Source organism: Azospirillum melinis, from assembly GCF_013340935.1.
GTDB classification, from domain to species: Bacteria; Pseudomonadota; Alphaproteobacteria; order Azospirillales; family Azospirillaceae; genus Azospirillum; species Azospirillum melinis.
Map to the genome: position 1 here is coordinate 84,035 of NZ_WHOS01000023.1, position 23,269 is coordinate 107,303.

At 67.4% G+C, this 23,269-nt stretch carries 17 protein-coding genes, 1 tRNA gene and 2 pseudogenes; 11 read left to right on the forward strand and 9 right to left on the reverse strand.

Going from position 1 to position 23,269, the window contains the following annotated elements:
- Positions 1 to 1,234: 1,234 nt before the first annotated feature.
- From GBZ48_RS18465 to GBZ48_RS18475, 3 genes are all read left to right on the forward strand, one after another.
- Positions 1,235 to 1,308: transfer RNA gene (locus tag GBZ48_RS18465), tRNA-Gln, on the forward strand.
- Between the two features lie 584 nt (positions 1,309 to 1,892).
- Positions 1,893 to 2,861: an IS5 family transposase gene (locus GBZ48_RS18470; RefSeq protein WP_174472332.1), complete on the forward strand. Its 969-nt coding sequence runs from the start codon at positions 1,893 to 1,895 to the stop codon at positions 2,859 to 2,861.
- 526 nt (positions 2,862 to 3,387) lie between these two features.
- Entirely contained in the window at positions 3,388 to 5,046 is a 1,659-nt protein-coding gene (locus GBZ48_RS18475; protein ID WP_174472333.1) for a Hint domain-containing protein, read from the forward strand.
- A gap of 22 nt (positions 5,047 to 5,068) precedes the next feature.
- Here GBZ48_RS18475 and GBZ48_RS18480 read toward each other — a convergent pair whose 3' ends face one another.
- The 3 genes from GBZ48_RS18480 to GBZ48_RS18490 all read right to left on the reverse strand — a co-directional run bounded on the left by GBZ48_RS18480 (position 5,069) and on the right by GBZ48_RS18490 (position 9,538).
- A complete protein-coding gene (locus GBZ48_RS18480; protein ID WP_174472334.1) occupies positions 5,069 to 6,244 on the reverse strand; it encodes a tryptophan 7-halogenase in 1,176 nt (391 codons plus the stop codon).
- Positions 6,245 to 6,308: 64 nt separating this feature from the next.
- Positions 6,309 to 8,162, reverse strand: a complete 1,854-nt coding sequence (locus GBZ48_RS18485; protein WP_174472335.1) for a LodA/GoxA family CTQ-dependent oxidase — start codon at positions 8,160 to 8,162, stop codon at positions 6,309 to 6,311.
- Between the two features lie 65 nt (positions 8,163 to 8,227).
- Entirely contained in the window at positions 8,228 to 9,538 is a 1,311-nt protein-coding gene (locus GBZ48_RS18490) for a ferritin-like domain-containing protein (RefSeq protein ID WP_174472336.1), read from the reverse strand.
- A 1,790-nt stretch (positions 9,539 to 11,328) separates the two neighbouring features.
- Between GBZ48_RS18490 and GBZ48_RS37065 the strand changes: the two genes are divergently transcribed.
- Positions 11,329 to 11,811, forward strand: coding sequence for a di-heme oxidoredictase family protein (locus GBZ48_RS37065; RefSeq protein WP_281362440.1), 483 nt, complete (start codon positions 11,329 to 11,331; stop codon positions 11,809 to 11,811).
- Here the strand turns inward: GBZ48_RS37065 and GBZ48_RS36320 are convergent.
- A pseudogene (locus tag GBZ48_RS36320) lies at positions 11,786 to 11,950 on the reverse strand (IS3 family transposase); the annotation flags it as partial. The gene GBZ48_RS37065 and the pseudogene GBZ48_RS36320 overlap by 26 nt on opposite strands.
- A 175-nt stretch (positions 11,951 to 12,125) precedes the next feature.
- Between GBZ48_RS36320 and GBZ48_RS18500 the strand changes: the two are divergent.
- Positions 12,126 to 12,401, forward strand: coding sequence for a LytTR family transcriptional regulator DNA-binding domain-containing protein (locus GBZ48_RS18500; protein ID WP_246307279.1), 276 nt, complete (start codon positions 12,126 to 12,128; stop codon positions 12,399 to 12,401).
- A gap of 232 nt (positions 12,402 to 12,633) precedes the next feature.
- Positions 12,634 to 12,933, forward strand: a pseudogene (locus GBZ48_RS18505) (transposase); the annotation flags it as partial.
- Between the two features lie 119 nt (positions 12,934 to 13,052).
- Here GBZ48_RS18505 and GBZ48_RS18510 read toward each other — a convergent pair.
- Together GBZ48_RS18510 and GBZ48_RS18515 are read right to left on the reverse strand one after the other, a co-directional pair.
- Positions 13,053 to 14,129 (reverse strand): alpha/beta fold hydrolase, encoded by a 1,077-nt coding sequence (locus GBZ48_RS18510; RefSeq protein ID WP_174472338.1) that lies wholly within the window; start codon positions 14,127 to 14,129, stop codon positions 13,053 to 13,055.
- Positions 14,130 to 14,327: 198 nt separating this feature from the next.
- On the reverse strand, positions 14,328 to 15,926 hold the full coding sequence (locus GBZ48_RS18515; RefSeq protein WP_174472339.1) for an ABC-F family ATP-binding cassette domain-containing protein: 1,599 nt from the start codon (positions 15,924 to 15,926) through the stop codon (positions 14,328 to 14,330).
- A gap of 115 nt (positions 15,927 to 16,041) precedes the next feature.
- Here GBZ48_RS18515 and GBZ48_RS18520 point away from each other — a divergent pair, with 115 nt between their 5' ends.
- Positions 16,042 to 16,683, forward strand: a complete 642-nt coding sequence (locus GBZ48_RS18520; RefSeq protein WP_209798468.1) for a TetR/AcrR family transcriptional regulator — start codon at positions 16,042 to 16,044, stop codon at positions 16,681 to 16,683.
- 8 nt (positions 16,684 to 16,691) lie between these two features.
- Here GBZ48_RS18520 and GBZ48_RS18525 read toward each other — a convergent pair whose 3' ends face one another.
- Together GBZ48_RS18525 and GBZ48_RS18530 are read right to left on the reverse strand one after the other, a co-directional pair.
- Positions 16,692 to 17,981, reverse strand: a complete 1,290-nt coding sequence (locus GBZ48_RS18525; protein WP_209798469.1) for a sensor histidine kinase — start codon at positions 17,979 to 17,981, stop codon at positions 16,692 to 16,694.
- A 44-nt stretch (positions 17,982 to 18,025) separates the two neighbouring features.
- Positions 18,026 to 18,766: a response regulator gene (locus GBZ48_RS18530; protein WP_174472342.1), complete on the reverse strand. Its 741-nt coding sequence runs from the start codon at positions 18,764 to 18,766 to the stop codon at positions 18,026 to 18,028.
- Between the two features lie 226 nt (positions 18,767 to 18,992).
- Here GBZ48_RS18530 and GBZ48_RS18535 point away from each other — a divergent pair, with 226 nt between their 5' ends.
- Together GBZ48_RS18535 and GBZ48_RS18540 are read left to right on the forward strand one after the other, a co-directional pair.
- Positions 18,993 to 19,763 carry an alpha/beta fold hydrolase gene (locus GBZ48_RS18535; protein WP_174472343.1) on the forward strand — a complete coding sequence of 257 codons (771 nt, stop codon included), beginning with the start codon at positions 18,993 to 18,995 and terminating at the stop codon, positions 19,761 to 19,763.
- 50 nt (positions 19,764 to 19,813) lie between these two features.
- Positions 19,814 to 21,595 (forward strand): cytochrome c biogenesis protein DipZ, encoded by a 1,782-nt coding sequence (locus GBZ48_RS18540; protein ID WP_174472344.1) that lies wholly within the window; start codon positions 19,814 to 19,816, stop codon positions 21,593 to 21,595.
- Positions 21,596 to 21,637: 42 nt separating this feature from the next.
- Here the strand turns inward: GBZ48_RS18540 and GBZ48_RS18545 are convergent, their stop codons facing one another.
- Complete coding sequence (locus GBZ48_RS18545) at positions 21,638 to 22,144, reverse strand: MarR family winged helix-turn-helix transcriptional regulator (RefSeq protein ID WP_174472345.1); 507 nt, start codon at positions 22,142 to 22,144, stop codon at positions 21,638 to 21,640.
- Between the two features lie 127 nt (positions 22,145 to 22,271).
- On the opposite strand from GBZ48_RS18545, the gene GBZ48_RS18550 reads away from it, so the two are divergent.
- Together GBZ48_RS18550 and maiA are read left to right on the forward strand one after the other, a co-directional pair.
- Complete coding sequence (locus tag GBZ48_RS18550; RefSeq protein WP_174472346.1) at positions 22,272 to 22,463, forward strand: hypothetical protein; 192 nt, start codon at positions 22,272 to 22,274, stop codon at positions 22,461 to 22,463.
- Between the two features lie 10 nt (positions 22,464 to 22,473).
- Positions 22,474 to 23,109, forward strand: a complete 636-nt coding sequence (gene maiA, locus GBZ48_RS18555) for a maleylacetoacetate isomerase (protein ID WP_174472347.1) — start codon at positions 22,474 to 22,476, stop codon at positions 23,107 to 23,109.
- Positions 23,110 to 23,269: the final 160 nt, after the last annotated feature.

Below are 23,269 nucleotides of genomic sequence, written 5' to 3' on the forward strand. Positions count from 1 at the left end.
CAGGAGTGGCACCCGGGATCATCGGCCCGCGGGTATGCGCGGCCGGTCGCTGGGCTCCAGCTTGGCAGGCGGGCAGGAGAACTTCTGCTTCTGATTTCATCTGGCGGGCTCCTTGGGTAGCTGGGGACGGTCTACTGGCGTGAAGCCAGGACCCCTGCCACCGGAGCCTCGCGTACAAAGTACCGTGCGTTGGCCGCGACGGATCCGCGTCCGTCCTACCTTGCTCAACGACGGGCCAGGCATGGCGGCCTAGCCGACTTCCGTCCCTGTGGGGACGCCCGCTAGCACGTAAATCTGGTGCCACCGCAGGGCTTCTGCGGGCGGGGAGCGCACGAACCGCCTCGGCGCTACCCGAAACGGTGACAATCATGAAGATACACGTACTGGGTCGCATGTGCAAGCATAAAGAAGAGATGCTTTATGAACCCGCATGGAATTCACGCAGAGTTCGATAACGATCTCCAAAAATTATCCCGTAAATTACTTAGTAATTTCGGTCAGAAATTATCAATTTCGGAAAGGTGTTGGTTAATTAAAGGTGACTGCGATCAGCCAACTGGCGTAATTGCGGAAATTCGATGCAATTGTGGCTGCCTTTGCGGCCCACGGCATCACGGCGGTCTCGGTGGATGCGCCCTATAATCTCGTATTGGTGAGGGCCAACAGCGTCGTCGCGGGGATCATCACCGGGTGCGAAGGGTGCTGGGCGGATGCGTTCGCTATCACCGACCGTTCCGGCAACTACTGCGGAGATGGCGACTACGGATATTCAATCGACGGGGCCGTAGCTGCCCGAGCCATCGAGGGGTTTGTTCTCACCTGGAGCTAGAAGAAGGCCGCCTGCCCAGCCACTCTCACGCGGCAAGGGCACCGTGATCGGAGGCAGGAAAGGGTGGCCTGCCAGTTTCAAGGGTGGCCGTCGGTAACGCCAGACTGGGAAGGGCAGTCTCGATAGAGGCGGCACCGACATCGGATACGTTTCGAAGCCGCCCATCACCTCTTGGCAGCTGGGACTGCCTCCGGCGCCAATCCCGCTTCCTTGGCGGCACAGCCAGCGCAAGCCCGCCGCAGACGCCTTCGGTCCCCAAGCAGCGGCACATCGAAATCCGAGGCTTGACGTCGCTGCCCGAACGCTGCAAAACCCTGCCCCACATCAGCAATGATGCGGTTATCTGGAGAGTGCAAGAAGCCGGGCCAGGTCGGTTCAAGCCGCCTGATTTTCCCGGTGACGGTCTGGGGGATCGTCTAGCGGTAGGACAGCGGACTCTGACTCCGCCAGCCTAGGTTCGAATCCTAGTCCCCCAACCAACTCCCAGTTGTTTCCCTTGTAAATCAAGCGCTTAGGGTCGGCTGCTCCGGGACCTTCCCGGTGAGTCCCCCAACTGTGCCAGCGGCCTGTGCCCTCACGCGCGCGCGGCGCTCCTCAAGACGGAGCCGCCAATGCCGCTTGCCCCTCACCTCTATCGCCGCGGTTCCGTCTATTGGTGGCGCCGGATCCTGCCGGCATGCGGGGGCGCCGCCGGTGAGGACGGCACTCTCAAAAATTTTTCGGAAAAATGCGCCGATCGAGAGATACGTCTCTCCTTGCGGACAAATATGGCCGACCTCGCACGGCAGCGAGGGCGGCGTCTCAGCGTTGTCGTCGATGCCGTGCTCAGGCTCCTAGGCGAGGTCATGCAGGCCGGCATCATCAACAACAGCGCGCTCCGCGCCCTTCTCAAACCGATCCTGCTCGGCGAGCTGGAACGGGCGGAAGTGGCGCGTGCCCTGGGCGGGGAGCGGGGGCAGGAGGAGATCGCCCGGCGGGCGTCGTGTTGCTGGGATGGGCGGAGTTGCCGATGTGGGATGTGTTGGGGTAGGCAGAGCCCCCGTCTCCTGTTCGACTGCCTCCTATGCCGCGTAAGGCCAACGCCGCTCGTCGTCATCACATTCGCCGGCCCAAGCGGCGCGTGATGAATTGGGCGACGTATGATGCCGCCCTTCGCCAGCGTGGCAGTCTGACCGTCTGGTTCACCGACGCGGCGATCGCGAGTTGGCGAGCGGCGCCACGGACCACACCCGGCGGGCAGCCGAACTACTCCGACCTCGCGATCACGACGGCCTTGATGCTTCGGGCGGTGTTCCATCTGGCCCTGCGTCAGACCGAAGGACTGATCGGCTCCATCCTGCACCTGCTCGGGCTCGACCTGCCGGTGCCCGATCATTCCACCATCGCCCGGCGCGCTCGAACGGTCACGCTGCCCGCCACACCACGCTCGACCAGCGGGCCGCTTCACCTGTTGGTGGACAGCACGGGGCTGAAGCTGGGCGGGCCGGGCGAGTGGCTGATCGAGAAGCACGGCACGAAGAAGCGCCGCTCGTGGAAGAAGCTGCACATTGGCGTGGACGCGGCGATCGGGCGGATCGTCGCTGCCACGCTCACCGACCGCGATGTGGATGACGCCGCCCAGGTGGCCCCGTTGCTTGATCGGATCGGCGAGCCGGTGGCCTCGCTGACGGGGGATGGCGCCTATGACCGGACCGCGGTCTATGCGGCCGTGCACGAGCGCCATCCGGACGCCGCCGTGGTGGCGCCACCCCGGCTCGATGCGGTGCTCAGCGACACCGCCGCAGCCACGCCCACCCAGCGCGACCGCCACATTCTGGCGATCGCCGAAACCGGGCGCATGGCTTGGCAGCGTGACAGCCGGTACAATCAGCGGGCCAAAGTCGAGGGACAGATCGGTCGCTGGAAACAGGTCGTCGGACCGGCCCTGCGCTTTCACACCGATCAGGCGCAGGCGACCGAGGTCGCCATCGCCGTCGCGGTCCTCAACCGCATGCTCGACCTCGGACGCCCGCACTCCGTCCGCATCGCCTGATCAGCCGCACCGCCGGGGCAACCGCTGCCCTCATCACCTCCGTGCGACACGCTGACAGGGGCGGGACGGACCGTCTGCGACGTCCTGCTCATCGTTTCCTCCAACACAGCCTGTCGTTTTGCTGATGCCGCGCATTGCAGCTCTTGCTGACAGTATGTGGGCGAAATCTGATAGCTTCCTGATGTGACCGGTGTTTTCAGGTTGGCGAGCGGGAGCCGCCAACTTTGCAACAGAGCCGGCTGTTTCAGCGCAACCGTTATGGTGGCGGCTGTACGCGGGAAAGCTGCATGCACGGATCTGTGAGGGGGGCGTTCGGCAACAAGCGTCCCTGCTCTAATCAGCGTCCTTCCCATCGTTGAAAAATAAAAAAAAGTATAGTCAAATATAAATCCTGAGCTGTCGAAAATCATACAATGGTAATCATGGCGGAGTACCTGGATTTGATGCCGCACGATACCTTTGTATCCTAAGTAATGATTTTTGTTTGCTCAAAAATCAACGATTCATTGATTGGAGATATTGACTTATGAGCGCTGCATTGACCCAACTCCAGAACGACCGGCTGGTTCATATCCTGGAGGGACTGAAGGCCGGGAACGTCCCGTCGGCGGGCGATCCGGCGCACACGGCGTTCCTGCGGGACAACGCCGAACGCAGCGGCCTGACCCCCGCGCGCTACCCGGGGCTGTTCAAGGCCATCGGGAGCGGAGGCGCGGCGACGGACAGAGCGGCCGAGAGCAGTGGCGTTACCGACGGCCAGTATGTCGAGTACATTTCGAGCAGTCAGAGCAACAAGGCGGTCACCGCCCGCGCCGTCTTGAGCCGGATCCGGCCGGTGGCCCAGGCCATCGTCTGGCTGAACGTCGTCAACGAGAACGGCGGCACCAAGACCTCGCTGGCTTCCGGTGTCGCGGTCAGCTTCGCCACCCAGACGATCTTCGTGGAGACCGACCCGGAAACCGCCCTGCCGCCGCTGCCGGCGGGTACGATGACCGGCATCATCTCCTTCGCGATCACCTACCAGGACGGCACGGTCGAGGTGTCCTCGACCGCGGCTCCCTGGGCCTCCCAGGCGTCGCGCGACCCGATCGTCGTCGATCCCGCCATCCGCAGCGACCGCAAGACCGGCGACCTGAACGACATCGTCATCGGTCTGGCGCGCGGCTACGATAACAACCAAGGTACAAAAAATAAAACCGACGTTGATTACTGGTATTGGCAAAATATGCACGATCTTGGTACGAATCCTCTGCTTGTTCCGCTGTCCGGGAGCATGAAATTCGATTACAAGCTGGCTCCGCTCGACAGCTACCCCCCGTTCTTGGAGTTCTACCTGGCTCACAAGGAGGGCGGCATCTCCGAACTGACCGGCGGCGACTCTTCGCGCTACCTGCCGCATTTTCGGATCGACGATACCGACCCCGAAGGGCGGACGCTGAAGTTCCTGCTGAGGCCGCCCTACAACGATGCGGGCGACGCCATCGAATTCCCTTCCAAAAATTGGGTTGCGGACACGCGGGCCTTCTTCAGCGCCCGCGTCTCCGTGACCTTCGAGGACTATGAAAGGCACGGATCGGGCTGGTCGAGCATCGTCAGCTCGCTGTCTCCGGACACCGATTCGAAGGACGGCGTCGCCTTCATCAAGCCCATCGTCTTTGTCTGGCACTGCCTGGTCGCCGGCACGCAGATCACGCTCGCCGACGGCACGACCAAGGCGGTGGAGGACTTCACGTCCGAGGACGTCGTCGTCAGCGGCGATGGAACGCGGCCGGTGCAGGCGACCCTGGCGCAGCCGCACAGCGGGCCGATCACCGTGCTGGAGTTCGCCGACGGCGCCACACTCGCCGGATCGGCCACCCACCCGGTGGTGACGCCGTCCGGCACGGTCCATGCGGGGGCGCTGGCGGTCGGCGACACGGTGCTGACCCGCCACGGCACGACGACGGTGACCGCCACCCGCCAGGAGACCCAGACCAACGGCGGCCTGTTCAACCTGTGGCTCGTTCCCGAAGGGGCCGGGCCGACGACCATGATCGCCAATGGCATCGTGGTCGGCGACTACCAGATCCAGGTCCAGCTTCTGCGGGACGCCGCCCAGGACGACCGTGCCGTCCGGGCCAAGCTGCCGGAAAGCCTGCATGTGGATTTCGACAGCTGGGTGGCCGACCGGGTGGCGTCGGCCTGATCCAGGCTCACCTCATCCACGCTCACTGCGCGGCCCGGCGGCTCCAGAAAGGGGCGTCGGGCCAGCGGCCCCCGGCGGTGTAATGGCGGGTCCGCTCGGCCAGATAGCGGCGCAGCGTGTCCTCAGCGCGCCGGGCGTAGCCGATCGCGGCGTCGCGCGCCGCGGCCCCGTCGCCGGAGAACCAGCGCAGGATGGTGTCGGCGGCGGCCAGCGCGTCGTCGAGCGCCCCGGCGATGCCGGAGGAGGTCAGCGGATCGAAGCCGATCAGCGCGTCGCCGACGGCGATCCAGCCGGCGCCGACCGCCCGGTCGACGTGCTGCGAAGCGGCCGAGAAGACCGTCGGGGCCGTTCCGGCGCCGGAGCCGTCCTCCGGCGGCGGAACCAGGTCGCGCAGGCGCGCGGTGGCCGCCCAGGCGGAGCGGAAGGCGTCCGCGCCGGCCAGACCGCCGGCACGGGCGATGTCGTCGTCGGTCATCAGCGTGACGATGGCCCGCCCGCCCGGCAGCACCGCCGCGTACCACCAGCCGATCTCCACCGCCTCCACGAAGGAGCGGCCGTGGAAACCTGCGCCGGCTGGCCTAGCGGCCGGAGCGGCCTCGACCGCCAGGGCGATCAGGCGGTCGAGCCGCCGCCGCCGCGCGCCGAGCGCGGTCGCCAGCGGCGCCCGCCGGCCGCCGGCATCCACCACCACGCGGGCGGTCACGCTGCGCCGGCCGCCGGCGCCGCGCAGCCCGACGGTCCAGCCGCCCTCCGGCCGGCGTTCGATCCCGGCGAGGGTGGCGGGGGCCAGGAGGTGGGCGCCCCGCCCCGCCGCCGCCTCGCGCAGCCAGTGGTCGAAGCGGGTGCGGTCGAGATGCCAGCCGTGCCCGCTGCCCCGCCGCAGGAAATCGTCGGCGCTCTCCCTGTCGCCGCTCCACAGGCTGAGATTGCCGTGGTAGGGGCGATGGCCGAGCCGCCCGAGATCGTCCGGCAGGCCGAGCCGGGCCAGCAGCGGTCCGACGTTCGGCGTCGCCGATTCGCCGACCCGTAGCGCCGCCCGCTCCGGCGAGCCGTGGGCGGCGCGGTCGACCAGGACCACGCGCGGCACGCCGGCCGCGCGCAGGGCGAGCGCGGTGGCGGAGCCGGCCGGCCCCGCCCCCACGATCAGGACGTCCGCCGCGTCCGTGCCCGGAGGCGCGCCCGGAACCGGGTCACGCAACGCCTCATGCGACAACGCCTCAAGGGACAACGCTTCAGGGGACAACGCTTCAGGGGACAACGCTTCAGGGGACATCGGCCACCAGCGGCCGCGCCGGCTCGCCGATCCCCGCGGTGTCGCCCTGGGAGCCGGGCGTGCGGGGAAGCCGGCGCGCCACCTCGACGAAATAGGGATCGCCGTCGGTGCCGATGTTGAAGACGAAGCCGAGCTGGTCCCACAGCCTCACCATGTCCAGGTCGTCGGCGAACTGGATGTAGTCGTCGGCCTTCTGGTTATACTCGGTGCCGATCCACGACACCTGCGGCCCCAGGGCCGGGCTGGGCTCGGCCAGGAGGGCGTTGGGCTCGGGCGGCAGATAGACGAATTCCGGCCGCTGCGCCGGCCACCACCACAGGATCCGGCCCTCGATGGGCTGCGACGAGCATTCGTTGAAGTCGGCCTGCCAGGGGACGGCCATGTAGCGGCTGACGTCGCCGGGCTCCATGCCCGCCGCCGGATCGAAGCCGAGGCTGAGCGGGCCGGACACGTCCGGCCGCGCCTTGATGCGGAAGGGGCCGTCGTAGATGGCCGGGTTGCGGGAGATCCAGGTCATCTCGATGCCCGGCGAGAAGGCGCCGCCGACGCAGTTGGCCAGCACACCGCGGGTGACCGGATCGCCGGCGGTCCCGGCCGGTTCGGCCCCCGGCTCGAACCAGCCGTCGGCCCATTGCTGGAGGAGGAAATACTGGGTGTCGGTCAGGCGCAGGTACTTCGAGGTCGCCGCGGTGACGGTGCCGGGCTTCGAGGCGCCCAGCGCGTCGTCGCCGGCCAGATAGGGCATGGCGGTGGCGCCGGTGCTGGCGTTCACCAGGACGTTGTCCGCGCCGGGGGGACGGATGATGTCGAGGATGTAGGCGCGGAAGCCGTTGAGCTTGGGATCTGGATCGCCGAGCCTGCCGAAATCGAAGCTGTGCGGCTTCGGCGGGATCGCCGCGACCCAGGGGTAGCGGGCGACCCGCTCGAAAATCGGCTTGATGTCGGTCTCGAAGAAGGGCTTGTAACCGGTCGGCCCGGTCTTCCACATCCCGTCCGCGAACAGGTCGGGGCGGAGCCCCTGCTTGCGCACCACGACGTCGAAGATGGTGTCGTACAGCGTCACCAGATTGGGGATCTGCGGCGCGTAGGAGGGCGGTCCGACCATCACCCAGGCGCCGCCGACCTCCACGTCGGGGGGGCCGTCCTCATCGTCCAGCAGGCTGATCTTCACCGACACCGGCCCGTCCGAGGTGTCGTCCCACCAGCCGTCGTTGTTGGCGTATTGCCCGATGTGGGGCGACGGCCTGTCCGATCCGGAATGCCCCAGCCCGCCCAGCACCAGAAGGCGGCCCTCTTCGTCGGTGCGCAGCTCGCCCAGCGTGTCGATGGGGTAGGGCTTCAGCCCCTCCGGCGGAAAGCTGCCGGCGTAGCCCGGCGGGATGGTGTCGCGCGAGAAGTGCTCGGCCGGGGCGTCGCTTCCCTCGATCGAGCGGGGGCCGGCGTCGATCATCAGGGCGCGCCGATCCTCCGCGCCAGTCCGGTCGGCGTTGCGCAGCGGGTGGTTCGACGCGTAGCCGTCCTCGCCCTTCGAGGTCTGGAACTCGTACCAGCTCGACTTCTTGTTGGCGAGATGGACGTACCAGCGGATCGAGGCCACGCCCTCGCTTTTCAGCGTGACCTCCTCGGGCGGCCCGCCGTCGACGCTGCGCATCAGGCGGAAGCGCGCCGCCTGCCGGCACAGCCGGCCCTCGTCGTCGCGGAAATCCCGCTCCCCGACGGGACTGCCGTCGGGCAGGGTGGGCAGGCCGCCCTCCGTCTCGGGGCCGATGTAGAAGGCCGTCGGCGCGTTGCCGACGCGGGCGATGCCGATGGCGGGAACGATGGAATAGACGGTGTTGGACATGGTTTTCCCCTCGCTGTCCCGATCTGGCCGGGCTGGGTGGTGCCGTTTGGGCGGTGCCGGCCGGGTTACAGCCCGAGTCCGATGGCGTCGGAGCGGTTCTTCAGCGTCCGGACGCCGTCGATCACCCCGTGCAGCGCCTCCCGGTGCTTTGGGGTCGGGCCCGGAGGGGCGGGCGGCGCCACCGGGGCGACGAGCAGCGCGGGCAGACCCTGGCCGGCCAGCAGTTTGTCGAGGGCCTGCAGCTCCGCGAGGAAGCCGTCGAAGCTGGCGCCCTCGACATACTCGAAGGTCGGGGCGGCGTTGGGCCCGACCGCCGGGTCGCCGTCGGGGAAGACGGGAAGCTGCATCAGCAGATTGGCCAGGGTCGGCAGCTGGTTGTGCATCAGCGGCAGGGCCAGCGTGAAATAGGAGTCCGCCGCGCCGCCCGCCTTGGTGAAGGAGGCCTCCAGGCTCTGCAGCATCACGCTGTAGCCGATGTTGAACGCCTTGACCGCCTGCACGGCCGTGGCGTTGGTGAAATCCGACACCCGCGGGTTGGAGACGATGGGAAGCGTGTCGGGGAAATCCGGCGCGTCGGCCACGCGCAGGAATTTGTAATAGTGCGACAGCTCGTAGGGCGTGCCGAGGATCGGCCCGTAGGTGCCGTCGGTACGGGCGCCGTAGTGCTCGTAGGCGCCGTAGGGCTGCTGGGGGACCAGCGGGTGGGTCGGGTTCACCGCGCCCTCGCCCTGCTGGACGATCTGCTGGATGCCGAGCTGGGCGCTGTCCGCGTCGGTCACCTTCACGGCCTTGCCGCCGAACTTGCCGAGGTAGATGTCGGTGCGCTGCTCGGCCGCCGGATTCTCGGCGAAGACCGCCGCCGGGCCGTACTGCTCGACACAGCGCTCGATGCCGTCCGACAGGGCCTTGTAGAGCTGGCCGATGGTCTGATAGTCGCTGCCCTGCGGCGGCGCGGTGAAGGGGGCGGGGGTCTCGATCGCCATGAAGACATTGCGGAACACCGCCTGCGAGGCCCGGTACAGCCCGACATAGGGTGTGGCGGTGGTGCTGGCCGAGGGCAGATAGGCCGGGTAGACGGGCACCACGCTCCCGGTCAGTTTGGGCTGCCCGCCGATGCCGACCAGGATGTTGGCCGCCTGGTTGAGGTGGAACATCTCCTCCACCACGACGCTGCGCAGCGCCTGGTAGGCGGCCGAGCTCTTGTCGGTGATTGAGTAGAGCGCCGTCAGATAGGCGGGCACCGTGGTGAATTCGACCTGGATCGCCAGCTGCGCGGCGGCGCGCAGATCCGCGAGGGTCGAAATCGGCGTGTAGGCGACCGACAGCGGGGCCGCCGCCTTCCCCTGCGCCCGCTCCAGAAGACGTTGCTCAGTCATGGTCCGCGTCCCTCCCGCTCGGTGATGCCGCTCGCGCGCCGCCGTTCCGGCGCGCGTCGATGCGTCGCGTGCGTCGAATATCGGGAAGAAATTTCAAATAATCAACGAGTCAATGTCCAATTCAGCATACACATACCATGATATGAGTTCAGACGGTTCGCCTATTTCTCAGAAATTTATCTGAACGAGCACGAATAATTTTGATGTTTCCGGCATCATAGCCCGCAGAAAATTAGATTTCTAAGTATATTGAGCTGGATTATTTGGTTTGATTTTCGAGAATGCTCCGACAGTATCGGGCGATACGCAAAAATCGGGAGTTCATGCGCATGGCAAGCGTTCGCGTCGCGGCATGGCCAATCGTTATAATGGGTCTTTCTGTGCTTCTCACCTCCAAGGCGGGTGCCCAGCAGGCCAACATCACCGAAAGCGTGACGATCCAACAGCAGGATGTGATGAAGGGTAGCGTACCCCTGCGGCGGATCCTAGAATCCGGTGCGCATTTCTTCAGCTATCCCTACTTCCCGCAGGATGGCTGGGGCGAGGGCGCGGACGGCCCGCGCGCGTGGCAGCGCAAGGCGCTCTACCCGAATTCGCCGTTCAGCCCCTACGCGACGGCGGACGGGACCGTGCCGCCGCCGATCCCCTTCCTGCGTCTGAACGGCATTGACAGCCAGAGCTGCTACGAGTGTCACACCTCGATCGGCGCCACCGTCCAGCCCGACCTCGCCGGCGCCAACCCGCCCGGACCGGCGACCCGCACCCAGCCGGCGATCGGCGGCGCCGCCGGCATCGCCAACACCGCCTTCATCAACGGCCAGTTTCCCAACCCGCTGACCCAGCTGGTCCGCAACCCGCCGCACGTGTTCGGGACCGGCTACACCCAGGCGCTGGCCAACGAGATCACCGGGCAGCTGCTCGGGCAGCAGGCCCTTCTCGCCGACCACGCCCGCTACACACCCGACAAGCCGGTGACGCTGCCGCTGGCGGCCAAGACCCTGTCCTTCGGCTGGCTGGGCGCCACCTACGACAGCAAGGCGCAGCGGATCGTCTATGATTACAGCCGGCTGACCGGGGTCTCCCCTGATCTGGTCGTGCGCCCGTTCCAGTGGAAGGGCATCGCTTCGTCGGTCCGCCACTTCGCAGCCTCCGCGACCCAGTTCCACTTCAGCATGGAAGGGGTGGAGATCGTCGGGGAGAACAACGACAACGACGCCGACGGGGTGATCAACGAACTGAGCTATGGCAACGTCGGGGCGCTGACGAGCTTCGTCGCGATGACCCGGCCGCCAGTGGTCGAGACGCCGACCGATCCGGCCGCCAAGGACAGGGTGGCCCGCGGTGCGGCGCTGTTCGCCGGCACGGCGGCCGACGCCGGGCTTCCGGCCGGAATGTGCGCGTCCTGCCATGTTCCGGTGCAGACGCTCGACCGGCCGGTGGTGACGATCGAGTGGGGCACCGTGCTGGGACATCCCGATCGGGCCGGCTCCGACGCCGGGATAGCGCTGCCCTCGCGGGTCCAGGGGCGCGCCGAGGAAACGCGCAGGCGGACCGTCGCCTCGCCGACCCTGGTCAACGCCCTGCCCGGCACCGACCATCTGCCGGTGGTGCGCGAGGCGCGGGCGCGGCTGGCCAAGGCGTCGGCGGATGCCGGCGCGGCCGTCCGCCAGGGCGCGCCGGATGCAGCGGTCGCCGCCCTCTACGCCAAGGCGGTCGCCGATGCCGACACTGTGGCGGTCGGCGGGCTGGAGATCAACCTGAACACGCTGGCGAGCCGGGCGGCCACGACGATGCCGTGGCAAAATCTGGACGGCGGAAGGGCCGAGGATCAGGCAGGGCCGCTGCCGGCCTACGCCCGCGCCCGGCTGCCCTTCAAGACGCCGGACGCTCCCCTGGACGTGCCGCTGCTGAGCGACCTGCGCCTGCACGACATGGGCCCCTGCCTCGCCGACATCGCGCCACAGGCCACCGACGTGGCGGACATCGCCGTTCCCCCGCAGCAATTCCTGACCCGGCCCCTGTGGGGCGTTGCCGACAGCTGGCCTTACCTGCATGACGGACGCGCGCTGGATCTGGTCCAGGCGATCCGCTTCCATGGCGGCACCCGCCCGGACAGCATCGCAGCCGAGTTCCCCTACCAATGCGCCGGCAGCGAAGCGGACCCGGTGATCAACGCCTTCTACGCCTTGAACCCTGGCGACCAACAGGCGCTGATCGCTTATCTGGCGAGTTTGCGTCTGCCGCCCCTGCCTGGAGCGGTGGTGCCGTTTTGACCGAATAGCGCGCTTCGGCTCCGGCGGGCGGAATGGTGTCGACGAGTTCGAGGATGCGCCGGTCATCGAAACAGTCGACCCATTCCAAGGCGGCGGACTCGACGGCCTCCAGGCTGTGCCATGGCCCGCGGCGCCGGATCGGGTTCCGTTGCAAAGTTTGACGGTGGGCGCGGAGAGGCGCGGCGCCCACGTCGTCAAGCGGCCCAGTTGATGCCATCGGCGTCCTGCGCCGAGCGCGAGGGCAGCGCGATTCCGGGTGCAACCAACTCCGCCAGATCCCACGTTTCGGACAGCACCATGTCCAGTTGGTGAGGATGGAGGAGGTCGAATATGTGGCGTCCGGTGTCAGCGGCGTCTGTGTGGTCACCACCGACGGCAGCGAACTGCCGACCGAGCTGCCGCTGCATATCCTGCAGGATCGAACGCCTCTGCTGCGTTGCCACCGGCAATATCTTGTGAACATCGACTTCATTGGGAAGATCAATATTCTGGAGAATGGCTTGGCGGAGATTCGAACGAGACGCGGGCAGATCATTCCCGTCAGCCGGCGTTTCTTCCCGCAGATCAAGGAGCGGCTTGGAATCCTCTGATCCGGCTTGAACGCCTGCCAGAACGGCGTTTGGGCCGTTGAGAGGGATATGGCTGCATCTCTCGTATCCGATGCCCTTTGGGGGCTGTTTGAACCAGCCGGGACGACCTGGTCCCTTGGCTGGACAATTCGGTCCAGGCGGCGCGGCGTGAACTGGGGCGGTACAGCGAGATGGCCTCCATTTTCCGGACAGTCGGATAAGCTTGGTTTGTCCAGGATGAAGGACAGACCCGATGACGGGGAAACCGAAGCGGTATTCGGCAGAATTCAAGGCGAAGGTGGCGCTGGAGGCGATCCGGGGCGAGCTGACGGGGTCGCAGCCGGTGGGCAAGCACGGCGTACACCAGACGCTGATCGACGCCTGGAAGAAGCAGGCGATGGCGGGGATGGCTGGGGTGTTCTCCGGCAAGGCGGAAGCCGCCGAAACCAGCCATCAGGGCAGCCAGTTCACCAGCCCGCGCTTCACCGGCCTCTTGACCGCGGCCGGCATTCGAATGTCGACGGACGGGCGCGGCCGCTGGATTGATCATCCTGTACACCGAGGTGAACCCTCTACGTGCATCCCGCCGTTTCGATCAAGCTGGCGCGAAGCTGCCGGAACCTTATCGACAGTCTACCGGAAGGCCCATTTCACTTTGCGGTCAAGGCCGGATCAGGCTTTGCCGATGTCCAACACCGCCTGGGCGAAGGCCTTTGGCGCTTCCTGCGGCAGGTTGTGGCCGATGCCGCCGGTGATCAGCCGATGCTCGTACCGGCCGCTGAACTTCGCACGGTACGTTTCCGGTGAGGGGTGCGGCGCGCCATTGGCGTCGCCTTCCATGGTGATCGTCGGAACCTTGATGGTCGGGAAGGCCGCCAGCGCCCGTTCAACCGCGTCATACTGCGCTTCCCCCTCCGCAAGGCCGAGCCGCCAGCGGTAGTTGTGGATGCTGATGTCGACATGGTCCGGATTGTCGAGGGAGGCCGCGGAGCGTTCGAACGTGGCGTCGTCGAAGGCCCAGTTCGGGGAGGCCAGTTGCCAGATGAGCCGGGCGAAGTCATGCGTATACTTCGCATAACCGGCGCGGCCGCGGTCAGTCGCAAAGTAATACTGATACCACCATTGCAGTTCCGCCTTGGGAGGCAGCGGTGCCCGGTTGAGGTCCTGGCTGCCGATCAGATAGCCGCTGACCGACACCATGGCCTTGCAGCGCTCCGGCCAGAGTGCCGCCATGATGTTCGCCGTCCTGGCGCCCCAATCGTAGCCGGCGAGGATCGCCGTCTGAATCTTCAGCGCATCCATCAGGGAGATCATGTCGGCGGCGATGGCGGCCTGCTGGCCGTTGCGCGGCGTTTCGGCGGACAGGAAGCGCGTCGTGCCGTAGCCGCGCAGGTGGGGGATGATGACACGGTAGCCGGCCGCCGCCAGGATGGGGGCCACCTCCACATAGCTGTGGATGTCGTAGGGCCAGCCGTGCAGGAGGAGGACCACCGATCCATCGGCGGGACCATCCTCGGCATAGCCGATGTTGAGCGGTCCGGCATCGATCTGCTTCAAGGATTTAAATCCCGTGGGCGACGAAGAGCCCGCCATCGGTCTGGCTGCGGGCGGTTCCGCTGCCTGCGCCCGCCCCATTCCCAGCCCAAGGCCGGCCGCCGTGGCTGCAAGGGTCGCCGTGCCGATGAAGTGGCGGCGTCCATAATCGACCGGGGTCGTGCCGGTGGTCTCCGTCTCCAGTTTCCGTACCATTTATCTCTCCCGAACTGTGTTCATCCGTGGCCGCAGCATGAGATGCCGATGTATCCCCCGCATGTCCGGCCATGGGGCATGGTGAAAGCGTCTGTACCGTTCGGCCCATCGGATACAGTCGGATACAAAGTCCCGATGGAGGTGAGATCGTCCCGGCCCTGTCCTGGCCCTGTCCCGGATCGGTCATGCCGGCGGAGGCTATGGGGCGTCGCCTTCCGCTGCGCCGAGGCTCAACCGCCGGCCGATGCCGATGTTGGTCATGAATGTCTCGTCATGGCTGACCAGCAGGATGGCGCCGTCATAGGATCTCAGCCCCGCCTCCATGGCTTCGACCGATTCGACGTCCAAGTGGTTGGTCGGCTCGTCCAGGATCAGCAGCGCCGGTGGCCGCGGTCCGCCCAGTGTGCAGGCGAGGCCGGCGCGCAACATCTGTCCGCCGCTCAGCGTCCCCATCTGTTGCAGGGCGGCGTCCGCCCGGAACAGGAAGCGGGCGAGTGCGGCCCGGCAGGCATTGTCGGTTGCGCCGGGATTGAGGCCCTGGAAGTTGTCGAGGATCGACGCGGCGGGATCGAGGATGCCGACGCGCTGGTCCAGCATGGCGAAGTCAACGGCGACCGACACCGTCCCCCGGATCGGGGCGAGCCCACCGGCGATCAGCGTCAGCAGCGTCGTCTTGCCAGATCCGTTCGGTCCGACGATGGCGACGCGTTCCGGCCCCTCCATGGTGAAGGACAGATCGCGGATGATCGGATGGTCCGCTTCATAGCCGGCGGTGACCCCGTCCAGCCGCAGGACGGTCCGGTTGGCCGGAAGCCCGGTGGGCAGCAGCGCCAGCGAGAGATCCTGCAGGATCTCGATACGGGACCGCGCCGACGTGAGTGCCATTTCGGCCTCCGCGCGCTGGCGGTCGGCCAGTTTGGCGCCGGCCCCCCGGCTTGCCTCTGCGTTGCTCTTGCGCGCGCCCAGCAGGATGCGCGGCATGTCGCCTTGCGCCGCCTTCCGTGACCCCGCCGCATCGCGCCGGTCCTGCCGTTCCGCCGCGCGTTGCGCCTTGCGCCGGACCTCGGCCGCCTGCTTTTCCGCGTGGGCCAGATCCTGTTGTGCGGCGTCCAGTTCCGTCGCCTTGCGTTCGCGATAGTGCGTCCAGTTGCCGCCGAAGCGGGCGGCACCCAGCGAGGTCAGTTCGACGATGGCGTCCATCCGGTCGAGAAGCTCGCGGTCATGGCTGACCACGATCGCTCCAGCGCGCCAGCCGGCGAGGAGGGCGATCACCGCGTCGCGGCCGGAGCGGTCGAGATTGTTGGTCGGCTCGTCGAGCAGCAGGAAATCCGGTGCGGCGAAGACCGCCGCAGCAAGGCTGGCGCGTGTCCGCTGGCCGCCCGAAAGTTCGGCCAGCCGGGTATCGGGACCGGCATCGAGCCCGACGCGGGCCAGGGCGGCGGCGATGCGCTCCGCCAGCGTCCAGTCGGCGTCCGTCAGTTCCTCCACGCCTGCCGCCCCGGCCTCGGCGCGGCGCAGGAGGGCGAGCGCCCCGGTCACGCCGAACAGATCGGCCACCGTTTCCCGTTCGCCGGGTCGGACCGCCTGTTTCAGCAGTCCGAGCGTGCCGGTGACCCGGACGGTGCCGGCGAGCGGCTGAAGTTCCCCAGTGATGAGTTTCAGCAGGGTCGATTTGCCGACGCCGTTCCGCCCGACGAGGCCGGTGCGCTCTTGCCCGAAATTCAGGTCGACACCGGTCAGGACGCTGTGGCCGTCAGGCGTCGCCCAACCGATCCGGGACAGGGAAATGGAGGCCATGCGTCGCCCCTTGTTGATTTCATAATATCGGCACGCAATCGTGCTGATAACAGATGGCGATGGAAAACGCAACGGACCTGTGCTGTTTTGCCGGCGGATGGAGAGCGGAAGGGACGTGAAGGTGGACACCGGCGGGCGCAAGCCAGGGGGACGGCCGACCAGAGAACAGGCCGCGGCCATCGATGCGCGCATCCTGGATGGCGCACGGGCCGTCTTCTGCCGCAAGGGCTTCGCCAACAGCGGTTTGGAAGAGATTGCCACCGAACTCGGCGTGTCCAAGCACACGCTTTACCGCCGTTACCCCAACAAGGCCGCCCTTCTCGAAGCGGTGGTCGGGCGCGACGTCGGTCGCTTCCGCGACGCCCTGCTGTCCGCCGGCAAGGAGGGAGAGGGAGCGCTCGGCGCCTTGCGCCGTGCCGCGTTCCGCTACGTCGAGATCGGGTCGTCGCGCGACTATGCCGCCTTCTATCTTTCCGTCAGCGCCGAGGCTGCGGTCTCGCCGGTGCTTCGGGAGCGGCTGGCCTCCTGGTCGCGCGATGCGCTGGAACCGCTGGTCGGGTTCGTTTCCACCGCGCAAGAGGCGGGCGAATTGCGGTCGGGCGATCCAGCTTCGGTCTGCGGGATCCTGATCGACCTGCTGGAGGGCGTCAACAACCGGATCCGGCTTGGCGATGATGAGACGGCGGGCGGACCGTCCCTCTTGCGTCTGTTCGAGGAGCGCTGGGCGGTCTTCACCGCTGCCTTCGGAAGCGGCTGACTCCCCCGTCAGCCGAGCGTCACCTCGGCACAGAGGCCGCCCACCGGTCGGTTCCGCAGCGTCAGCGACCCGCCGATCGCCAGCGTCAGCTGGTGGGCGATGGCCAGTCCCAGGCCGGTTCCTCCGGAATCGCGGTTGCGCGACTGTTCCAGCCGGTAGAAGGGCTGGAGGACGGCGGTGAGCTGATGTTCCGGAATGCCGGGGCCGGTATCCTGAACGGCGATGCCGATCCGGCCGGCGCCGTCCCGGGTCACCGTGATCTCGACCTCTCCGGCAAATTTCAGGGCGTTGTCGATCAGGTTGGTCAGGATGCGGCGCAGCGCGTGCGGCCGGGTGGTCAGGACCGCACCGGAAAGCCCGCGGACGGTCACCGGCTTGCCCATATCCTGATAGTCGAAGGCGAGGCTTTCGACGAAAGACCCGACATCGATGCGGGCCGGGGGCTCGACATCGCCATGGGCGCTGCGCGCATAGGCCACCCCTTCGCGCACCAGCCGTTCGATCTGCGACAGATCGCCGAGCAGCCGCTCCTTCTCCGGACTGTCCTCCGCCATCTCGACCCGCAACGCCATGCGGGTGATCGGCGTCTGGAGGTCGTGGGAAATGGCGGCGAGGATCCGCACGCGCTCCTCCAGATAATGGGCGATCCTGTCGCGCATGGCGTTGAAGGCGGTCGCGGCATGGGCGACCTCGCTCGGGCCGTCCTCCGCCAGCCGTGCCGACGTGCCGCCGGGATCGAGCGTCTCGGCAGCCTTGGCGAAGCGCGCCAGCGGGCGGATCGCCTGCCGCACGGCAAGCCAGGTGCAGAGGACCAGCAGCAGGAGCTGGCCGGCCAGCAGAAGGGGGAGCCAGGCGGCGAGCGGCATGAGCGCCGGTGTCACGTCGATCGTCACCGGTGAGCCGTCGCGAAGCGTGACATGGGCCTGGAGATGCGGGCGGCCACCCGGAATGGTTTCGACCACCACCGGGAAGCCGGAGCCGGCACCGCCGTTGATGGCACGGGCGATCTCCGTACCGCGGCTGCCCAGGTCCGGCACGCCCGGCAGGCCGGGGCCAAGCTCATAGCGGTAGGTGCGCCGCTCCAGCACCGCCAGCCAACGGCCGCGCTCCTCCGGTGGCAGGCGGTCGAGCAGCGCGACCGAGGTCGCCACATCCTGCTCCAGCGTGCCGAGCATCATCGCCTTGGCGGCGCTGGTGCGCTCCAGGAACAGCGCGCCGAAGGAGAGGCCATGCGCCAAGACGAGCCCGGTCAGGAGAATGAGGAACAGCCGCCAGCGCAGGGTGCGCGGCGGATGCATGACATGCCTGAACCGGAGGATTGCCCCTGTCATGACCGTGCCCCTCATGACTTTGCCCTCGTGATCTCCACCGGCATCGCCAGCACATAGCCTTCGTTGCGGACCGTCTTGATGTGGCTGGGCTCGCGCGCGTCGTCGCGCAGCCGCTGCCGGAGCCGGCTGACCAGCAGGTCGATCGACCGTTCGAACAGCTCCGCCTCGCGCCCCTGCGTCAGGTTGAGGAGCTGGTCGCGTGACAGGACCCGTTGCGGATGGTCGAGGAAGACGCGCAGCAGCCGGTATTCGGCACCGCTCAGCGCGACGGCGGTGCCGTCCTGGTCGAGCAGATGGCGGGCGACGGTGTCGAGCCGCCAGTTGCCGAAGCTCAGCAGCTGCCCAGCCTCGCTGATCTGCAGGTTGGGCGGCAGCATGCGCGCCCGGCGCAGGATCGCCTTGATGCGGGCCAGCAGCTCGCGCGCGGCGAACGGCTTCACCAGATAGTCGTCGGCCCCCATCTCCAGGCCGAGGATGCGGTCCATCTCGTCGTTGCGCGCGGTCAGCATCAGGACCGGCGTCGCGGCATGCCGCCCGGCACGAAGCTCCCGGCACAGCACCAGCCCGTCGTCGCCCGGCATCATGATGTCGAGCACGATGAGGTCCACCCGGTCGCGTTCCAGGAACGACCGCATCTGCCGTCCGTCCGCGGCGAGGGTTACGCGCAGGCCGTTCCTCTTCAGATAGCCGGACACCAGTTCCCTGATGTCCCGGTCGTCGTCGACGATCAGGACGTGGTCGATGTGATCCATTCGGTCGAACCCCGATGCTGTTCGGCGGTCTTATGACGGGCAGAGCGCTGCCTGCGTCCGGCGGTTTGTGTCGGTCTGTATCCGCCCCGTCGGCCGATACATGCCGGTACAAAAATCCCCCTGCCGCAAGCCGGCATCCGCATCGCTCCGTCTGGACAGCCTGCCTTCCATCAATATACTTATCAAAATAATAATTATGACACAAACCACATGAGGGGATGCCTCCATGCTTCCGTGCAAATTTCCGGCTGCCCTGTTCGGTCTGGCTTTGTCGTTGGCCGCTCCCTGGTCGCCGGCCGCCGCCGCTCCGGTGAAGTCCGTGGTCATCGTGCACGGCGCCTTCGCCGACGGCTCGGGCTGGCGCACAGTGTCCGACATCCTGACCGCCAAGGGCTATGCCGTGTCGATCGTCCAGCAGCCGCTGACCTCGCTCGGCGACGATGTCGCGGCCACCCGCCGTGTCCTTTCGCTTCAGCCGGGCCCGACCGTCCTCGTCGGCCACAGCTATGGCGGGATGGTGATCAGCGAGGCCGGGAACGACAGCCATGTCGCAGCCCTGGTCTATGTCGCCGCCTTCGAGCCCGACACGGGTGAGAGCATCGCCAAACTGGCCGAGAGCAAACCGGTGGCCGGTGCCGCGCCGGGTGCCGTCAAGGCCACCGCCGACGGCTACCTTTATCTCGACCCCCCGGCCTTCGCCGGGGCCTTCGCCGCCGACCTTCCGCCGGCCGACGCGGCCTTCCTCGCCCGCTCCCAGGTGTTCGCGGCCAAGGCCGCCTTCACGACGCCGGCCGGAGATCCGGCATGGAAATCGAAGCCGAGCTGGGCGCTGGTGGCGACCGCCGACCGCTCGATCAACCCCGAGCTGGAACTGGAAATGGCCCGCCGGGCCGGCAGCCATGTCCGGTCGGTCGAGGCCAGCCATGCCGTCTATGCAGCCAAGCCCGAGGCCGTCGCCGCCCTGATCGTCGAGGCGGCCGAGGCGGTCTCCCACTGATTTGCCGGGCCGGGCATCAACCCGCGCCCGGCCTATCGAAGGGTTCAGCCATGATCCTCTTTCTCGTCTCCTTCCTGGCGGGCGCCCTGACCATCGTCAGCCCCTGCATCCTGCCGGTCGTGCCCTTCGTCTTCTCCCGGGCGGGGCAGCCGCTGTTCCGTGGTATCCTGCCAATGCTGTTCGGCATGGTGGCCAGCTTCGCCGGGGTCGCCACGCTGTCCGCCGTCGGCGGAGGCTGGGCGGTGGAAGCCAATGGTGCCGGGCGGGCTGCCGCCATCGCGCTGATGGCGGTGTTCGGATGGACGCTCCTGTCGCCCCGCGCCGCAACGCTGCTCAGCCGCCCGCTGGTCGCCGCCGGCAACCGGCTGTCCGGCCGGGGCGGTGTCGCCGGATCGCTTCTGCTGGGTGTCGCCACCGGCCTGCTCTGGACGCCGTGTGCCGGGCCGATCCTCGGGCTGGTCCTCACCGGTGCTGCGCTTCACGGCGCCAGCCTGCAAACCACGCTGTTGCTGGTGGCCTATGCGGCGGGTGCCGCGACTTCCTTGGCGCTCGCCGTCCTTGCCGGCGGCCGGCTGCTGGCGGCGATGAAGCGGTCGCTCGGCATTGGGGAGCGGCTCCGCCAGGGACTCGGCATCGCCGTCCTCGCCGGTGTCGGCGTCATCGCCCTGGGGCTCGATACCGGGCTGCTGGCCCGCCTGTCCTATGCCGGAACGTCCGGCGTCGAGCAGTCGCTGATCGACCGGTTCGACCCTGCCGCTGCCTCTGCGGCTGCCGCAACGTCGGGTGCGCCGGAGACGTCCGCGACGGGTCTGGTGCTCGCCGATGCCCGGCGGGTCTACCGCAGCAGCCTGCCGGTCGAGGGCGTTCTCCCGTCCCTGGACGGTGCGACGGACTGGCTGAACTCAAAGCCGCTCACCACGGACGAGCTGCGTGGAAAGGTCGTCCTGATCGATTTCTGGACCTACTCCTGCATCAACTGTATCCGCACGCTGCCATACCTGCGGGCATGGGCGGAGAAATACCGGGACCAGGGGCTGGTTGTGGTCGGTGTCCATGCCCCGGAGTTCGCCTTCGAAAAGCGGATCGGCAATGTGCAGAAGGCGCTGCGGGATTTCGCCATCACCTACCCGGTGGCGGTCGACAACGACTTCCGCATCTGGCGGGCGTTCGGCAACAGCTATTGGCCGGCCTTCTATATCGCCGACGCCACGGGCCGAATCCGCCATCATCAGTTCGGCGAGGGCGGGTATGAGCAGACCGAACGGGTCATCCAGGACTTGCTGGCGGAGGCAGCCGGAGGCCGGGCTGTCGGAGGACGGGCTGGTGATGGCGGGCTGGTCAGCCCGGCGGGGCAGGGCGCCCAGGCGCCCGCCGACCTCGGTGAAGTCCGCTCCGGTGAAACCTATGTCGGCTACCGGCAGGCTGCGAACTTCGCGTCGCCGGAACGGGACGGCATCGACCGGCCGCAGGACTACACGGTTGGCGCGCTGCGGCTGAACCACTGGGGGCTTTCGGGCAACTGGACGGTCGGGCCCGAGCAGGCCCGGCTGAACCGGGCGGGCGGGGCGATCGTCTACCGCTTCCGGGCCCGCGACCTGCACCTCATCCTCGGTCCGGCCCGGGACGGCCGGCCGGTCCGCTTCCAGGTCTTGGTCGACGGCATGGCGCCCGGGCCGGATCACGGAACGGACATCGACGCCGAGGGTAATGGCACCGTTTCGGAAACCAGGCTCTATCAGCTGGTGCGGCAGGCGGGCGCGGTGCGGGAGCGGACGTTCGAGCTGCGCTTTCTCGATCCCGGAGTCGACGCCTACGCCTTCACCTTCGGCTGAGGAGAAGCCCGCATGGTCTTGAACCTCCGCATTCGATCTCTTTCACTTGCTGGCCTCCCGGAGGTTGTCGCGCAGCCGGGCGACCGCTTTCTGGAGGGCGCGGAATTCGTCGGGCGGAAGTCCGGAAGCCTTCACCGTCAACTCGCCGAAGCCCAGGCCCTTCTCGCGAAGCTGCCGGCCGGCTTCGGTGAGGGAAACGCGGACGCTGCGTTCGTCCTCGTCGTCGCGGGCTCGCGTGACATAGCCCATGGCCTCCAGCCGCTGCAGCATCGGCGTCATGGTGCTGGGTTCCAGGAACAGCTTCTCGCTGAGGCTCTTGACGGTCTGCCGATCCTCCTCCCACAGGGCGATGATGGTGATGTACTGGGGATAGGTGACGCCAAGCTGCTCCAGCACCGGCTTGTAGGCCCGCGAATAGGCGAGGTTGGCCGAATAGATCGTGAAGCACATGAAATCCGCCAGCCGGGCGGTTTGCGACCTGGCGGCCGGCGTGGCGGTGGCGGCCGGCGTGGCGGTGGTGGTGGGAGTGCTGGCGGTCTTGCGGCTCATGTCGTCACCGGGAAATCGGTTGTCCTGATCACCATCGCGGCACCCGCCGGTCCAGGCGGCCGGTGCGGGGTGGTGACGTAATTACGATCATAATGATTATCACACCCATACAGTAGGAGACAGCACCATGCGTGTCCTTCTTGCGGCGGCGGCGGCCATCGGGCTCGCCGCCGCCCCCTGCGCCTGGGACGACGATCCCCGTGAGGCGCCGTCCATCCTGGCGCTGCTCTCGCGGCCGCAGCCCCTTCCTTCTTCTGCCGCCGTTCTTCCGCACCGGCCCACCGAAGCGTCGGTGCAGGTGACCATTCCCCGTCAGTGAGGACCAAGACATGAAGCTGTTCGAAGATCGGATCTCGTCGGCCGTCGCCCGTGTGCGGATCGCGCTGGCCCTGAAAGGGGTAGAGGTCGACAGCGTCCCGATCTCCATCCTTGGTGCCGAGGCGCGCAGCCGCAGCCCCGGGTATCTGGCGGTCAATCCGCAGGGCCTCGTGCCGGCGCTGCTGACCGACGATGGCGTTTTGATCACGCAGTCGCTGGCGATCGTCGAATATCTCGACGAACGCTTCCCCGAGCCGGCGCTTCTGCCGGCCGACCCGGCCCAGCGCGCCCTGGCCCGGTCGATCGCCCTTGCCATCGCATCGGACATCCATCCCCTTCTGCCACCCCGGGTGGCGAAGCGGCTGGGCACTATTCCCGGCGCTCAGTCCACGATTGTCGCGGACTGGAACCGCCACTGGATTCAGGAAGGATTGACTGCAATCGACGCCCTGCTGTCCCGGCAGCCGGAGGGACAATTCGCTGTCGGGAACGCGCCATCGGTCGCGGACATCGTTCTCTTCCCGCAGGCCATCAACGCGGAGCGGGCGGGGTTGGCGCTGGAGCAATGGCCGCGCGTCGCTGCCGTGATCTCGGCCTTGCGCATCATTCCCGCATTTGCAGCCAACGCGCCTTTGCCTCGGATCTGACGGTGCCTGACGGGTCCTGCCAGACGGGCCAAACTCTTGTATCTCTCCCTTGCCCGCTGACACGACACCGGCGAGGCTGGCGGCGGACGGGAGCCCGCCCATCTCTCGGGTGATCGAGCCCGTTCTTGATCTCTCGGGTGATCGAGCCCGTTCTTGAGCA